Genomic DNA, 14,624 nt, shown 5'->3' with positions numbered 1-14,624 from the left:
GCAAACGCAATGGTGTGCTTACGGTTAATCACCTGCGATGATAGGCCGCGCGGCCATTGTTGAGATCGTCGACGTCAGCCGAAAAGCGGTGTCCCTCGCCATGCATGACAAGCGGCGCGCGCAGCGTCAGCCGTTTCCGGCTCTGCTTGATTGCGGAAACGAGAATGCGCACGGCATCGTCGCCCGCCCGCGGCAGAAGCGGGGTGATCTCGATCCCCCCGAAACGGCGGCCGCAGGCCACGACGATTTCGGCAATCGATTCCGGTCGGGCGATCAGAGAAAGTTGTCCTCCTGGCTTCATGATCGCCCCGGCCGTCTTGATCCACGTCTCGAACAGATCGGCGCTCCTGGCGTGGGCTTCGGCCTTGAGCCTGTCGGGCGTCCTGCGGTCGGCGGCATCGTTGAAGGGCGGGTTCATGATCACGTGATCGAAGGTGTCGTCGGGAAGACCGGCGGCCACGCGCGCCTTTCCGCTCAGAGTGACGTCGGCTTCCAGCACCGAAACGCGGCCGGCAAAATGCGCATTTTCGGACAAAGCAAGGCTCCGCCGCGCGAAATCCGCCATCACCTCCGAGCGCTCGACCAGCAGCACCTGCGCCGCTTCTATCCGCGAAGCCACGGCCATGCCGGCGGCCCCGGCGCCGGCGCCGAGATCCGCGACGTGACATCGGCTGCGGCAGGAGACGAGCGATGCCAACAGCATCGCATCCATGCCCGAACGGTGCCCCTGACCAAGCGGCTGGATCAGGTGGAACCTGCCGCGGTGGAAAGCATCCACCGTCTCCGGAATTCCTGTCATCCCAAATGACGCCTCGCGCAAGTACCAGGGCCGGTCATTGCCGCAGTTCCATTTCGAGGCCTGCATCGACCAGAATGCGTCGTGCCCGAACGGCGTCGTCCTCTGCCACCAGGAAACGCCGCGGCAGAAGGCCGAGCGATCCTTCCAGTATGCTCATGTCCTGATCGGCGATGAAGCAGCCGATTCCGGCGTCCTTCATCAGGCTTTCCGCAAAGGAAAGAAGAACGGCATCATTGGTGCGGATCAGTTCTTTCATCCGGGTCCATTTTCCTGTCTTAAAGCTGAGGGGCGGGGCAATTCGCCTCTTGCCGCACGATGCCCCACTTTCTATTGTCGAACCCGCAACGAAACAGGAGTCCGGGCGTTGGGCGTAGTGATACCGCTGGAAGACAATAAAAACAAACAGGCATCTGTGAAGCCGCTTGTCGACCTGACGCAGTCGGATATGGAGCGGGTCAACCAGCTTATTCTTTCCAAGGCCGGTTCCGACGTCCAGATGATCCCCGAAGTCGCCAACCACCTGATCTCCTCGGGCGGCAAACGGCTCCGGCCGATGCTGACGCTCGCCGCCGCTTCGATGTTCGGCTACGAGGGTGACGGCCACGTCAAACTCGCCACCAGCGTCGAGTTCATGCACACCGCGACCCTGTTGCATGACGATGTGGTCGACGAGAGCGACCTGAGGCGCGGCAAATCGACGGCGCGGACGATCTGGGGCAACCAGGCGAGCGTACTCGTCGGCGATTTCCTGCTTGGACAGGCTTTTCGAATGATGGTCGATGTCGGCTCGCTGGACGCGCTCGACGTGCTTTCAACCGCCGCTTCGGTCATCGCGGAAGGCGAGGTCCTGCAGCTTTCGGTTGCCAAGAACATGGAGACGACCGAGGACGACTACCTGCAAGTCATTCGCGCCAAGACTGCGGCGCTCTTCGCTGCCGCATCCGAGGTCGGGCCGATCGTCGCGAGCGCAAGCAAGGCGGACCGCAATGCGCTGAAGTCCTACGGCACGAATCTCGGCCTCGCGTTCCAGCTGGTCGACGACGTTCTCGACTATGGGGGTTCGTCGAGCGATCTCGGGAAGAATGTCGGAGACGATTTCCGCGAAGGCAAGATCACGCTGCCGGTCATTCTCTCCTATCGGCGCGGTACGCCGCAAGACCGGGCGTTCTGGCGCGAGGCTATCGAGGGCGGCGCCAGCGACGAGGCAAACCTCGAAAAAGCCCTGAGCCTCATCCATCGCTACGGGGGGCTGACAGATACGATCGCCCGCGCCAAGCACTACGGCACAATCGCTCGTGACGCGCTGGCGCCGTTGCCGGTCTCGCCGTGCAAATCGGCGCTCGTCGAAGTGATCGATTTCTGCATCGACCGGGTAAGTTGAGCGACCGCTCGTTTCCTTGCATCCCAGCCGATCCAAGGGAAAAACATGCGGCAGCGGCGAACGGAGACCGCGCGGGAGGATTTTCTTGCCGCGCTGCGCCAAAAAAGCCATTCTATTCTTTAAGACTTGCGCCCGATTTCCAATAGGCTCCGGGCCAACAGCGGTGGCTTCGTACCACCGGCAACGAAAGGTTTGATATGCGGCAGAATACATTCCTTCGCCTCCTCAGCGGCGCGGCAATGCTGGTTCTTGCGACGGTGGCCGGCAACCTGCAGGCCTTTGCCGAGGAGAAGGCGCCGGTCGAAGACGCCGAACCTTTCGACATCAAGAGCGTCAACACCTTTGCCGGTGCCTTCCTTGCGGCGCGCACGGCCGACGTGGACCGCGACTTCGCGGCGGCAACCGACCTATATCGCACTGCACTGAGGTTCGAGCCGGGCAACACCGAGGTGAAGCAGCGGCTGATGATCACGCTGTTGATGAGCGGCAGGTTCGATGAAGGCGCCAAGATCGCCGAAGAGCTGAAATCGGATCCTGCCGTTGAAAGGATCACCACGGTGGTCCGAGCGATCGAAGCGATCCGTAAGCGCGAATACCGCAATGCGCAAAAGCTCTTGAAGTACGAGGGGCCGAACGACCTCGATCGGCTGATGAGCTCGCTGCTTTCCGCTTGGGCGAAGTTCGGTCAGGGCCGACCGAAAGAGGCCCTGGCGCAGATCAAAAATCTCCAGGGTCCGGAATGGTTCCGGATCTTCAAGAACTATCATGCCGGAGCGATCGCGCTTGCGGCCGGCGACAAGGCAACCGCGCGGACCCGGCTGAACGACGCCGTTCTCGACCGCGAAGGCGGCGGCGCGGCACCGGATACCTTCATGCGGGCGGTGGAGGCGCTGGCGCGGTTCGAGGCACGCGAAGGCAACAAGCAGAAGGCGTTGGATACGATCGCCGTCGGCGAAAATCTCGTAAACAACTACACCCCGCTCGAGGCTCTCAGAAAGAGTGTCGAAGAAGGAAAGACGCAGGAACAGCAGGTTCGCAACGCCGTGCAGGGTGCCGCCGCCGTGCTCTTTTCCATCGGTGGTGCGCTCAACCGGGAGGGGGCGGAAGACATCGTTTCGCTTTACCTCCAAACGGCGCGGCGGCTTGACCCGGAAAGCGCCGATATTCTGGTGATGCTCGGCGGCATCGCCGAAAATCTGAAGAAGCCGGACGAGGCGATCGAGCTTTACAAGAGCGTGCCGGAAAACTCGCCGATGCGTCGCCTTTCCGAGCTGCAGCTTGGCCTGAGTCTCGCGGGCATCGGAAAGGTCGAAGAGGCGAAGAAGCACCTGAAAGGGCTGATCGACGTCGATCCCAAGAATATCCGCAATTATCTCGCCTATGGCAGCGTGCTTTCCGACGCCAAGGACTACAAGGCCATGGGCGAGCTTTACGATCGGGCGGTCGAGGCGATCGGTCCCGTTCCAAAGCGCAGCGACTGGACCATCTTCTTCCAGCGCGGCATCGCCTATGAGCGGCAGAAGCTTTGGGAGAAGGCCGAGCCGAGCTTCCTCAAGGCGCTGGAGCTCAACCCGGATCAGCCCCAGGTGCTCAACTATCTCGGCTACTCCTGGGTCGATATGAACGTAAAGCTCGAAGAGGGCCTCGACATGATCCGCAAGGCGGTCGAACTCAAGCCCGACGACGGCTATATCGTCGACTCGCTCGGCTGGGCGTATTTCCGCATGGGCCGTTTCGATGAGGCCGTGGCCGAACTCGAGCGCGCGGCCGAGCTGATGGCCGGCGACGCGACGATCAACGATCACCTTGGCGACGCCTACTGGCGCGTCGGCCGGAAACTCGAAGCGGTGTTCCAGTGGAATCAGGCGCTGGAGCTGAAGCCTGAGGAGGCTGAAATTCCCAAGATAAAGGCGAAGATCGAAAATGGTCTGCCGCCGTTGAAAGAGTCGGTTCCGGCCGCGGCGGATGCCAAGGAAAAGCTTCCGAAAAAAACGGAGCCGGCGCCGGACAAGAAGTCCTGACCTCGCATGCGGCCAGACGGGATTGCGGGCTTCGCGCTGACGATTGCGGCGCCCGCCAAGATCAATTTGGCGCTGCATGTCGTCGGCCAGCGGGCCGACGGCCATCATCTGCTTGAAAGCCTGGTTACCTTTGCAGAGTGCGGTGACGGGATCGGACTGGCAGCGGCGGAGGCGGACCATTTCACCGTGTCGGGCCGATTCGCGCCCGACCTGTCGCCTTCGGCCGAAAACACCAGCGGCAATCTCGTGCTTCGCGCCCGCGATGTTTTGCGGCGTGAGCTTGCGTCACAAGGTAGAGCTGCCGGCCCGGTTCATCTGCATCTTGAGAAGAACCTGCCTGTTGCTTCGGGAATCGGCGGCGGTTCGGCCGATGCAGCCGCGACGCTGCGCGGGCTGCTGTCCCTCTGGGGTGCGTCCCTCGAGCCTGCCCGGCTCGGCAGCCTGGCGCTGGAGCTCGGCGCAGACGTGCCGATGTGCCTTGACGGCCGACCCCTGATTGCAAGAGGGATCGGCGAGGAAATCACGTCTATTCCCGACCTGCCGTCCTTCGCGATCGTCCTCGTCAATCCTCTTGTCGAGGTCTCGACGCCGGTTGTGTTCCGCTTGCTCATCAGAAAATCCAACCCCCCTCTCGTCTTGCCTGAAAATCTCCGCTCGACAGCCGCGTGGTTAGCGGCCCTGGCTTCCATGCGGAACGATCTGGAGCCCCCGGCACGGGCACTCGAGCCGATGATCGAAGCGGTCTCGACCGCACTGGAGGACGCAGGCGCTACGCTGGTGCGGATGTCCGGCTCGGGCGCCACCTGCTTCGGACTGTTCGCCGACGAGAAAAGTGCGTCGCTTGCCGCCGAGACCATTTCCGCCAGCCAACCGCGATGGTACGTTCGAGCGACGCGAACCGCGGGAAAATCAGGATAGCACCAGACATGCCCGGCCTCGACGAGAACCGCCCCTTCATCCCCGTCGGCATCGCCGTACTCACGGTCTCGGATACGCGTACACGCGCGGAGGACAAGTCCGGCGATGTGCTAGAAGCGAGAATAGGCGAGGCCGGCCACAGGCTCGAGGCGCGGACAATCGTTCCCGATGACCGGGCGAGGATTTACGAACAGGTAAAGGCCTGGACGCTCGATGCCGCCATCGACGTCGTCATCACCACCGGCGGCACAGGGTTCACGGGCCGCGATGTGACGCCGGAAGCACTGGAGCCGCTTTTCGAAAAACGCATGGACGGCTTTTCCGCTGTGTTCCACCGGATTTCCTACGATAAGATCGGCACGTCGACGATTCAGTCGCGGGCGACTGCCGGCGTCGCCAATGCCACATTCATATTCGTCCTACCCGGCTCGCCCGGCGCCTGCAAGGACGCCTGGGACGGCATCCTGAAGCAGCAACTCGACTTCCGGCAGATGCCGTGCAATTTCGTCGAGATCATGCCGCGGCTCGACGAGCACCTGAAGCGCGGCTGACAATCCCCATGTTCCGTTTGGAACAGCCTCTGGCCCGGAATCCCGCTAGTTTCCTTTCGTCGGCTTGGTTCGAAGCGGTCAAGGCAAGCACCATCTAATTGCTTCGAGCAAATGTCCGGCCTCTTTCCGGGGCAATTTTGGGAAAGAGCATAGACCTACGACGTGCTGCCCGTTCTGAAGGGTGGGCGTGCATGGCAAGACATTTTCACAGGCAGATATTTTCACAGCAAGGTCATTTGAGAGCCACTTTGGGGGTACCGAAAGGTACGCCCCATTCTTGCTTAGGAAACGGGGCTCAACTCGGGGCTACGGCCACCATTTGGCGGCTTCGCATGGGCGGAGGAAGCCCACTACATTTGCCGCCTCGGGCCCCCTTTTCCGGTTTTCATTCTCGATTGGCGCGATGGCCGATACGCCCGCGCCGCAACCCGCAAGGGTAAGGAGGAGCCATGGGAACGGCAGAGCATGTTTACTCGAAAACGGATCAGTCTCAACTCGAAATTCCGCCTGGGCTGCAGGCCTTCTACGAGCGCCGGCAGACGGACGAATGGCGGGCCATGGTGAACAGACTGGACGCATTGCGCAAATCTTTCGCAGACCAGAGGCGGCAGATTGTTTCACCTGAACTGCGCGACAGGATCGCCAATATCGCAAGCGCGGGCATGCAAGATGATCCGCGCGGCCCCGGTCTTCGATACAGGTCGCTCGTTGAGGCCAAAAATGCCGAGGTTGACCTGAACGCTCTGAAACGGCTTCATAGGCATGCATACAGCGAGGTCGGCGAGTTGGTGAAGGGGCAAGAGGCCTTCCATACTATGAAACAGTGGTCGGCAGCGTCGTCGACGTCTTCAAACGACCGCCGATCGTATATGTCGCGCCGGACCCCGATAAGGAAAAGCTGTTCTTCCCCCCATTTGGCGGCTGCTGGGACCGGCTCGAGCAGAACCAGGCGACCGGCGACGGATTGATCGTCGAGAATAGGTCCTATCTGGATTGTGCCGGCCGGATGGGATCGAAACTGGTCGCCCGCAACAATGATGCCTCCGACGTGGACCTTCTTTGCGCCTATCGGGAGAACGGCTACCTCGTGCCGTTCAAAACGCTTCGTACGGGAATTTTGCAAGTCAGCGCCGACTTGTCGGCTCTCCTGTGCCGCCATCACGTCTCGACCTACGACGAATTCGGTTGGTCCGATTTCCGCGCAACGACGCGCGGGCGCCTCGTGCTTGCCGTGTTCTGGACCTGGGAAGACGTCGAGCCAGCGAATGAGGTGAGCGACCAATGGTTCGCGTCGGGTCTGGACTGCAGCGGCGATGGCGAGAGCTTCCCCGGCACCTCCATCCAGGCCGTCCCCGGGGAACGAAGGGTCATCAACCTCTTCACCGACATGGCCTTTCCCGCCGGTCGCGAACTCTGGATCTATGTCGGCGTGGCCGATCGCATCTGGGCACTTCTCAATGACGTCAGCATCGACATTTCGATCGACTCGGCCTGGCAGTTGAATTCGCTTGCGGTCCGTTCGCTCTGAAAGGATGCCATTCCGCCATCGGGTTTCCGGCTCGGAGCTTTTCCTGTTTAACCGGATGCCCGGTGCCGTTCGCAGGCCGAACGGCTTTCCAATGCGACCCAGGCCGGGACGAGCTCGATCGCCAGCTTACGGGCCGTTCGCCGTTCCGCAATATCGCTCAGCGGTCTCTTGTCGCCGACCGCTTCGACCGCGTCCCTTTTTCGCACCAGAAACCCGGACTCGAGCGGCCGCGCCCTGTGCGCCAAACGTTTGAAAAGCGGTCGCTTATGCATTCGCGAGGGGGAAAATCGCGCGGGACTCTTGTTGAGCGATACGTATTGCGCCACCTCCTCTACCCAACGGCCGACCGGGCGGGCGCCAGGTTCAAGGAGCATCAACCATTCGCCACGCGCCGAACGGAGGATTTCGCCCAGGTCCCAGTCGGGGCAAAAGCGGCAACCAGCCGCATCCGCGACGATGTGAGACTCGTCGGTCGATCCATGATCCAGAATGATGACATCGCTGATGAGCCCCTCGACAGCGCCGGCAATGAGCGCCGAGAGCGTCTGTGCCAGCTCGGATTCGTTATCCTTCGTTTCCATGATAACCGTCAGCATAGCCGTTCCTACCGCATTGCAACGCAAAATGCCACAAGCGCGAGCCGCGCAGTCTTCCGGGCGACCTACAGCGCCGTGCGCCTTATCAGACGCACAAAGGTCACTGTAGCACTTTGATCTGCTGCATGTTTTTGTCCTTCAATCGGATCCGATTACAGGAAACATGCAGTAGTATTCTCTTCAGGCATCTCGAATATTGTTCTTGCTTTGTTCTCCTGGGTGGGTTAGGAAAATAATCAGCACGAAGCGGAACCGAGCAGATGCCTCCGGGGAGATTTCGATGAATGATCTGTCTCAACTCAAGCAGGGCATCTATGCCCCCGGCAACAGTGTGGATGTCGCGGAAGCCCTTGTTGCCGGAACCGGCATCAGGATCGACGTAGACCGTCGGCGCGGCCGTGGTGCGGCCCTCAACACATCGGGACGCTTCGAGCCGAAAACGCACGAAGTCTTCGATGACGGCTGGCAAACGATCGAGGCGCTTCCACCGTTCAAGACAGAAGTCCAGATCGAAAAGCCGAAGACAGCGATCACGCGCAACGATTCTCCCGATATATCCTTCGACCGATCGATCAATCCTTACCGCGGCTGCGAACATGGCTGCATCTATTGCTTCGCGCGGCCTACGCACGCCTATATGGGGCTTTCGGCGGGGCTCGATTTCGAAGCCAAGCTCTTCGCCAAGCCGGACGCACCACGCCTCCTGGAACGCGAACTGGCGCGGCCGGACTACAAGCTCCGTCCGATCGCAATCGGCACCAATACCGATCCCTATCAGCCGATCGAGAAGGAATGGCGGATCATGCGACAGATCCTGGAAGTACTGAAGGAGGCCAATCATCCGGTGATGATCGTCACGAAATCGGCGATGGTGACGCGCGACATCGATCTGCTGGCGCCGATGGCAGAAAAAGGTCTCGCACGGGTCGGACTCTCCGTGACCACGCTCGACGGGAAGCTGGCGCGCAACATGGAGCCGAGGGCATCGACGCCGGCCAAGCGGCTGGAGGCGATACGCGCAATTTCCGAAGCCGGCATTCCCGCTGGTGTTCTGGTCGCGCCGATCATTCCGGCGCTGAACGACCACGAGATAGAGCGGGTGCTCGATTCGGCGAAAGTAGCGGGTGCTTCGGATGCGAGCTATGTGCTCCTTCGGCTTCCATTGGAAGTAAGCCCCCTCTTCCGCGACTGGCTTCTCAGGAACTATCCGGACCGGTACCGGCACGTCATGTCCCTCGTCCGTTCCATGCGCGGCGGCAAGGATTACGACGCCGAGTTCGGCAAGCGGATGAAGGGAAGCGGACCTTACGCCTGGCAGATCGGCCGCCGCTTCGAGCTTGCCGCCAAGCGGCTCGGCCTCAATCTGACGCGCCGGCAATTGCGCAGCGACCTCTTCGTGCCGCCGCTCGGGATGGGCGTTCAGCTGTCGTTGCTCTGACGCAGGTCCATCGAAATGCCTTTAACAGTTCCGGCACCCGTCCTTTGCCTCACGGACGGTGCTGGTTTTCCCCGGCAACCGCCGCAAACCGAGCCGGGGGTCTTGAAGGGAATCGGGCGAGTATGCGAATGTCCCCCGCATGTCACGTCGCAAACAGCCCGATTCCCCTCTTTTTCCTTTCCAGCCGCCTGTTCCGGATTTCGCGTTCGAACGAGCAGCGCAACGCGATGGCCTCTGGCCAGTGGCGGGCGCCGATGAGGCAGGACGTGGCCCGCTCGCGGGCCCGGTCGTGGCCGCCGCAGTCATCCTCAATCCGGATGCAATTCCGACGGGTCTCAACGACAGCAAGCTCCTGACTGCAGAGCAGCGCGAAACGCTATTCGAGGAGATTCTGGCGACGGCAACGGTTTCGATCGCCTCATCCTCTTCGGCACGCATCGACACGACCGACATATTGAAGGCCAGCCTCGATGCCATGCGCCGCGCCGTCCACGGCCTTGAGGTGGCGGCCCGCATCGTTCTCGTCGATGGCCGCGACGTACCACCCGGCCTCTCCTGCCACGCAAAAGCCATTGTCAAAGGAGATAGCCGCTCCGTCTCGATCGCCGCCGCATCGATCGTCGCCAAGGTCACCCGCGACCGCATGATGGCCCGCGCCGATGCGACCTTCCCCCTCTACGGCTTTGCCCACCATGCGGGTTATGCGACCGTGAAGCACCGCACCGCGATCGAAAGCCATGGCCCCTGCTCTCTGCACCGGATGAGTTTTCGCCCGTTCCGGCAGCTTTAGTTCACGAGGGTTTTACGAGAGGAAGGCGTGGTGCCTCGAACGGGCCGCCTATCAACCAAGACGCCTTCCTTCCTGTGCTCGTCACAGGATGAAAGGACTCTTCCGCGCCGCAGATGCGGCACTGCTGAATTTCAGGGACGAGCACAGAGCTGTGGAAATAGGAAGGCGCGTCCACAGCCGCGCCGGACGATTCCGACGAAAAAGCCCCGCTAAGCGAGTCGCCAAGCGGGGCTTCCAATTTCCACGGGGACAACCCCTCAGTTCAGGCGGGACTTTACCTCGCCGAGAGCCTTCTGGAAGAGCGTTTCCTGGGCACTGGCATCCGCCTTGCTCGCAATCACCTTTTCGGCTGCGCTGATTGCCAGGTCTACGGCAGCAGCGCGAACGGCATTGATCGCATCGCTTTCGGCCTGCTTGATCTTCTGTTCGGAAAGTGCCGTACGACGTGCGACAAATTCCTCCGTCTTCTGCTTGGCCTCTGCCGTCAGCATTTCCGCTTCGCGCTGGGCCGCGGCGACAATGCTCGCGGCTTCGGCTTCGGCATCCTTGCGCTTGCGCTGGTACTCGGCCACGAGGCTCTGTGCCTCTTCACGCAGGCGCTTGGCTTCCGCCAGCTCATTGCTGATCTTGTCGGCGCGCGCGTCAAGCGCCTTGCCGACCATCCCAGGAACCTTGAGGTAGGCGATCAGGACAAAGAAGAGAATCAGACCTACGAGGGCATAGAAAGTCGCATCAAGTGCCATGGTTCTCGTTTCCTCAGTTGCCGGCCGAGGCCTTGAACGCCGCAGCGATCTCGGACTTGGTGACGGTACCGCCGATCAATTGCTTGACTATGGCCGTTGCGGTTTCTTCGGCGATCGCGCCAACATCGGCAAGCGCCTTCGACTTGATGTCGCCGATGCGCGCCTCTGCAGCGGCAATCTTCTTCGCGAGGTCGGCTTCGACACCGTCGCGATCGGCCTTGGCCTTCGACTTGGCGGCTTCGCGTGCGGTATCGGCAATCGAATGGCCCTTGGCTCTGGCGCCTGCCAGTTCCTGCTCGTAGGCGGCGATGGCCGCGTCGGCTTCGCCCTTCAGACGAGATGCCTCGTCGAGATCCTGCGCGATGCGGTCATGGCGCGTCTCGAGAATAGAGCCTATGCGGGGAATGATGACTTTCGACATCAGGAGATAGAAAAGCCCAAACGTAATCGCGAGCCAAAGAAGCTGCGAAGCGAAATGGGTCGAATCGAAGGGCGGGAACACGCCAGAGCCATGCTCGCCTTCGTGGGCCACACCCGTTTCGGTGTGCACCTCACCGGCCGCAGCGGCATCGTGTGCTTCGGCCCCTTCGGTGGTGGTCGACTGGGCATAGGCCGCGGTCACAAACATGCTCACCTCCAGGTGCACTCAAGAATATGCGTGGCCGCGACCCCCGGGGGCCGCGGCCAGAACTTCTGCCGATATCAGACGGCGAAGAGGAGGAGGAGTGCAATGAGCAGCGAGAAGATGCCCAGAGCTTCCGTAACGGCAAAGCCGAATACGAGGCGACCGAACTGGCCGTCCGCAGCCGACGGGTTGCGCAGAGCGCCGGACAGATAGCTGCCGAAGATGTTGCCGAGGCCGAGAGCCGTGCCGGCCATACCAAGGCATGCAAGACCTGCACCGATGTACTTTGCTGCTTCCGCTTCCATGATTGACTCCTTCGAAATGGTGTTGCGGCTTAGGATTGCGCTTCCGGCGGCAAGCCGACCGGAAACCAGCGACTGTATTCCTTAGTGGCTTCCCGGATGGACAGCGTCATTGAGGTACATGCAGGTCAGCACCGCAAAGACATAGGCCTGGAGGAAGGCGACGAGGAACTCAAGACCGGTAAGGGCGACGGTCATGATGAGCGGCAGGATCGCGCCGCCGATGCCGAGCGCACCGAATGCGCTGAGCGAGGCGACGAAGCCTGCGAATACCTTCAGCGTGATATGGCCAGCCAGCATGTTGGCGAATAGACGGACCGAGAGGCTGATGGGACGGGAAAGGAACGAGATGATTTCGATCGCCACGACCAGCGGCAGGAGCGCGCCCGGCACGCCATGCGGCACGAAAAGCTTGAGGAAGCCGAAACCGTGCTTATAGAAGCCGTAGAGAATGACCGTGCCGATCACGAAGACCGCAAGCGCGAAGGTCACGATGATCTGGCTGGTGACGGTGAAGAAATAGGGCACCATGCCGAGCAGGTTCGCCGTCAGGATGAACATGAACAGCGAAAAGACCATGGGGAAGAATTTCATTCCCTGACTGCCGGCCCCCTCGCGAAGCATGGAGGCAATGAACTCGTAGGACATCTCCGACACCGACTGCATGCGCGTCGGGATCAGACCGCGCTGCGATGTCGTCAGATAGAGGAATCCAGCGGCCGCACCGACCGTGGCCACCATGAACAGCGACGCATTGGTGAAGGAAAAGTCGATTCCGCCAATGTCGATCGAGACAATCTTGTTGACCAGGAACTGATGGGTCGGATCGTTTGACACCGCGCTTCTCTTTCCTTCTGCCCGCCCGCAAGCGGAAATACTATTCTTCCGGACGACGCCTCAGGCGCCGTCGCCGTCCTTCTTATCCGTGCCGGGCCCGCCTTTCCGCTGGTCGGTGGTCGCCACCACACCGGCGGAACGCAGCACGTTCAACACACCGGCACAGAAGCCGAGAAGCAGGAGCACGATCATGCCCCACGGCCCTGTACCCGCAAAGTGGTCCAAAAGATAGCCCAGAAACGCCCCGACCACGATGCCGGCGATGAATTCGCTCGAGAGCTTCATCGCCGCCGCGTAGCCCTTGCGGCTCTCCTCGGCGCGACGCTCCACCCCATCCGAGACATCGGGCCGCTTGGACTTGATGTCTTCGCCGAGGCGCTTGAGCCGCGCTTCCAGACTTTCTTCCGGCTCTTCCGTCACATGGCTCCCCTTTGCAGCCCCACGCGGTCGACGCGATCTCGGTCATACAAACGGCCGCTGTTCAAGCCACGCTTCGGCCCCATTTGAAGTCGCGCGCAACATAGTTTTAGGCACCCGCATAGTCAAGGCATGCGGGCACCTTCCGAGTGGACAATATTTTCGTTCCATTTCAATCGGTTAGCGTTAAATCCGATAACCTGCGACAAAGGTGCACCGGGAATCGCCGCTGCTTGCGGGCTTGCGTCGCCCCTTCAGCAGCCGGCAGGCGCGAGCGGCGCCTTGGCCGTCAGCTCCAGCCGCCGCCATATGTCCGGTAGAAGATGTGCAGGCCTATCTTGCCGACCCGTTTCATCGTCTTCGCCCAGGCGGGCTTTACATAGGTGGCGTGATAATGCGTGGCCGAACCGACTTCGCTCAGCCAGACTTTGCCGGAGGTGACCGCGAGCGCAATCTCTTTGGCAGTCTTCCAATGCCCGCGCGAATAGATCAGGTCGCGGATCATGTCGCAGGCGAAAGAGAACTGGCAACGGTTACGCCAGGCCTTGTTCTGATAAACGACTCCGCAGATCGTCTTCGGGTAGGTCGGGTTGCGGACGCGATTGAGAATGACTTGCGCCACTGCAGCCTGACCCTTTACAGATTCGCCGCGCGCCTCGAAGTAGATCCCCTCGGCAAGGCAGGTCTGCTCTTCCTTGCTGAAGACCGTTGGAGGCAATGCCGTTGCCGCCCATGCGTGATCGTCGGGCGCTATTTCCGGAATGAACCGCCCCGCATTCTCATCGTCTCGCAGGATCGAATCGAAGGGCGATTCACGCGCATAGTCCGGTTCGGGCCGGACATATGCAGTCGCAAGAATGTCAGGCTTGTCGTTGGTGACGAGCTTGGCGAGCATCGGCGAGATGCCGGGCTCCGGCTTCGGTGGGGCCTTGCGGTAGAAGGCCGTCGCGATCACGATCTCCTTGCCCTTGATCTTCGGTTTGGCAAAGATCATCTTTTCGGACCCGTCGAGGCTGGGCACCATGAGTGAGCTGGTGCGCTCGAGGATGGAGCCGGCGCTGAAATCCTTCGGCGGAGTCGCCGGCGTTACCGCAACGATGCGCTTCTTCTTCAGCTTGCGCGTGACACGGTCCTCGTCCGGCGTTCCGTGATGTTTCGATTCGGCGGTCAGCGCCACTCGGCCGCCATCGGGCAGCGTCATGCCGGCGCCGCCGTCGAGTGCACCTGTCGTGACCGGGTCCGTGAAGACCATCTCGACCTCGTGCAGAGAGCCCGCCGGCGACTGAGTGAGATAGGTGCGCCAACGCTCGCCGCCGCGGTTGATGCCGGACAGAAATGTGGCGATGTCCGAATAGGCGGCCGCCGAGGGAAAGCCGAGGAAAATTGCAAGGCCGATCATCGCCGGCGCGCGCCACCGCGAGAAAGTCAGGCGAAACTTGCCAGGAAACTTAATACCCTTACGCACCGATCGGCTCCACGCAACTCTACCAAGCACGCGTTCTCGCAGGCCGGCCGGGGACCAGCGGCAAGAATCCATGCAGAAAGCTAATGTTGGAAGCGATCGGACGGCGGACCGGGAACGCTTCGTTCGGCTTTGAAAATGCGGGATTAACCTTGATGTTTGGTTAATGCCGGACGCCGGAACAAGCCGAAACGCCGGTGGGGGCCACTTTTCGAG

Annotated in this window: 15 protein-coding genes and 1 pseudogene; 7 read left to right on the top strand and 9 right to left on the bottom strand. The window is 61.2% G+C overall.

The genetic code is table 11. From position 1 onward, the window contains the following. Positions 1-28: 28 nt before the first annotated feature. Positions 29-799, bottom strand: a complete 771-nt coding sequence (locus FB009_RS03745) for a tRNA1(Val) (adenine(37)-N6)-methyltransferase (protein ID WP_011974663.1) — start codon at positions 797-799, stop codon at positions 29-31. A gap of 34 nt (positions 800-833) precedes the next feature. Further along, positions 834-1,055: a putative signal transducing protein gene (locus FB009_RS03740; protein ID WP_011974662.1), complete on the bottom strand. Its 222-nt coding sequence runs from the start codon at positions 1,053-1,055 to the stop codon at positions 834-836. 108 nt (positions 1,056-1,163) lie between these two features. Here FB009_RS03740 and FB009_RS03735 point away from each other — a divergent pair, with 108 nt between their 5' ends. The 5 genes and pseudogenes from FB009_RS03735 to FB009_RS03715 all read left to right on the top strand — a co-directional run bounded on the left by FB009_RS03735 (position 1,164) and on the right by FB009_RS03715 (position 7,198). Further along, positions 1,164-2,180 (top strand): polyprenyl synthetase family protein, encoded by a 1,017-nt coding sequence (locus FB009_RS03735; protein ID WP_011974661.1) that lies wholly within the window; start codon positions 1,164-1,166, stop codon positions 2,178-2,180. 197 nt (positions 2,181-2,377) lie between these two features. Beyond that, positions 2,378-4,201, top strand: a complete 1,824-nt coding sequence (locus FB009_RS03730; RefSeq protein WP_011974660.1) for a tetratricopeptide repeat protein — start codon at positions 2,378-2,380, stop codon at positions 4,199-4,201. A 6-nt stretch (positions 4,202-4,207) separates the two neighbouring features. Continuing rightward, complete coding sequence (locus FB009_RS03725; protein WP_011974659.1) at positions 4,208-5,119, top strand: 4-(cytidine 5'-diphospho)-2-C-methyl-D-erythritol kinase; 912 nt, start codon at positions 4,208-4,210, stop codon at positions 5,117-5,119. Positions 5,120-5,127: 8 nt separating this feature from the next. Further along, positions 5,128-5,670, top strand: a complete 543-nt coding sequence (moaB, locus tag FB009_RS03720; protein ID WP_011974658.1) for a molybdenum cofactor biosynthesis protein B — start codon at positions 5,128-5,130, stop codon at positions 5,668-5,670. A gap of 449 nt (positions 5,671-6,119) precedes the next feature. Then, positions 6,120-7,198: pseudogene (locus FB009_RS03715) on the top strand (hypothetical protein). 47 nt (positions 7,199-7,245) lie between these two features. On the opposite strand, the gene FB009_RS03710 reads toward FB009_RS03715, so the two are convergent. Next, positions 7,246-7,794, bottom strand: coding sequence for a glycosyltransferase family protein (locus FB009_RS03710; protein ID WP_011974656.1), 549 nt, complete (start codon positions 7,792-7,794; stop codon positions 7,246-7,248). A gap of 280 nt (positions 7,795-8,074) precedes the next feature. Here FB009_RS03710 and FB009_RS03700 point away from each other — a divergent pair, with 280 nt between their 5' ends. Next, entirely contained in the window at positions 8,075-9,232 is a 1,158-nt protein-coding gene (locus FB009_RS03700) for a PA0069 family radical SAM protein (protein ID WP_011974655.1), read from the top strand. Between the two features lie 139 nt (positions 9,233-9,371). Then, positions 9,372-10,022 carry a ribonuclease HII gene (locus tag FB009_RS03695; protein ID WP_011974654.1) on the top strand — a complete coding sequence of 217 codons (651 nt, stop codon included), beginning with the start codon at positions 9,372-9,374 and terminating at the stop codon, positions 10,020-10,022. A 257-nt stretch (positions 10,023-10,279) separates the two neighbouring features. Here the strand turns inward: FB009_RS03695 and FB009_RS03690 are convergent, their stop codons facing one another. The 6 genes from FB009_RS03690 to FB009_RS03665 all read right to left on the bottom strand — a co-directional run bounded on the left by FB009_RS03690 (position 10,280) and on the right by FB009_RS03665 (position 14,411). Then, entirely contained in the window at positions 10,280-10,765 is a 486-nt protein-coding gene (locus tag FB009_RS03690) for a F0F1 ATP synthase subunit B (protein WP_011974653.1), read from the bottom strand. A gap of 13 nt (positions 10,766-10,778) precedes the next feature. Next, positions 10,779-11,393: a F0F1 ATP synthase subunit B gene (locus FB009_RS03685; RefSeq protein WP_011974652.1), complete on the bottom strand. Its 615-nt coding sequence runs from the start codon at positions 11,391-11,393 to the stop codon at positions 10,779-10,781. A 74-nt stretch (positions 11,394-11,467) separates the two neighbouring features. Next, complete coding sequence (locus tag FB009_RS03680) at positions 11,468-11,695, bottom strand: F0F1 ATP synthase subunit C (protein ID WP_003533642.1); 228 nt, start codon at positions 11,693-11,695, stop codon at positions 11,468-11,470. Between the two features lie 81 nt (positions 11,696-11,776). Next, entirely contained in the window at positions 11,777-12,529 is a 753-nt protein-coding gene (locus tag FB009_RS03675; RefSeq protein WP_011974651.1) for a F0F1 ATP synthase subunit A, read from the bottom strand. A 60-nt stretch (positions 12,530-12,589) separates the two neighbouring features. After that, positions 12,590-12,949: an AtpZ/AtpI family protein gene (locus tag FB009_RS03670; RefSeq protein WP_011974650.1), complete on the bottom strand. Its 360-nt coding sequence runs from the start codon at positions 12,947-12,949 to the stop codon at positions 12,590-12,592. A 286-nt stretch (positions 12,950-13,235) separates the two neighbouring features. After that, positions 13,236-14,411, bottom strand: a complete 1,176-nt coding sequence (locus tag FB009_RS03665; RefSeq protein WP_011974649.1) for a cell wall hydrolase — start codon at positions 14,409-14,411, stop codon at positions 13,236-13,238. Between the last annotated feature and the right edge of the window lie 213 nt (positions 14,412-14,624).

The sequence above is a fragment of the Sinorhizobium medicae genome, from assembly GCF_007827695.1.
Classification (GTDB): Bacteria; Pseudomonadota; Alphaproteobacteria; order Rhizobiales; family Rhizobiaceae; genus Sinorhizobium; species Sinorhizobium medicae.
Note: the sequence above shows the minus strand (reverse complement) of the source record. Positions and strands in the feature narration are given on the sequence as shown.

Coding starts and splice junctions, on each gene's coding strand:
- FB009_RS03745 (WP_011974663.1), bottom strand. CDS start 799: ATGACAGGAATTCCGGAGACGGTGGATGCTTTCCACCGCGGCAGGTTC.
- FB009_RS03740 (WP_011974662.1), bottom strand. CDS start 1,055: ATGAAAGAACTGATCCGCACCAATGATGCCGTTCTTCTTTCCTTTGCG.
- FB009_RS03730 (WP_011974660.1), top strand. CDS start 2,378: ATGCGGCAGAATACATTCCTTCGCCTCCTCAGCGGCGCGGCAATGCTG.
- FB009_RS03725 (WP_011974659.1), top strand. CDS start 4,208: ATGCGGCCAGACGGGATTGCGGGCTTCGCGCTGACGATTGCGGCGCCC.
- moaB (WP_011974658.1), top strand. CDS start 5,128: ATGCCCGGCCTCGACGAGAACCGCCCCTTCATCCCCGTCGGCATCGCC.
- FB009_RS03710 (WP_011974656.1), bottom strand. CDS start 7,794: ATGCTGACGGTTATCATGGAAACGAAGGATAACGAATCCGAGCTGGCA.
- FB009_RS03700 (WP_011974655.1), top strand. CDS start 8,075: ATGAATGATCTGTCTCAACTCAAGCAGGGCATCTATGCCCCCGGCAAC.
- FB009_RS03695 (WP_011974654.1), top strand. CDS start 9,372: ATGTCACGTCGCAAACAGCCCGATTCCCCTCTTTTTCCTTTCCAGCCG.
- FB009_RS03690 (WP_011974653.1), bottom strand. CDS start 10,765: ATGGCACTTGATGCGACTTTCTATGCCCTCGTAGGTCTGATTCTCTTC.
- FB009_RS03685 (WP_011974652.1), bottom strand. CDS start 11,393: ATGTTTGTGACCGCGGCCTATGCCCAGTCGACCACCACCGAAGGGGCC.
- FB009_RS03680 (WP_003533642.1), bottom strand. CDS start 11,695: ATGGAAGCGGAAGCAGCAAAGTACATCGGTGCAGGTCTTGCATGCCTT.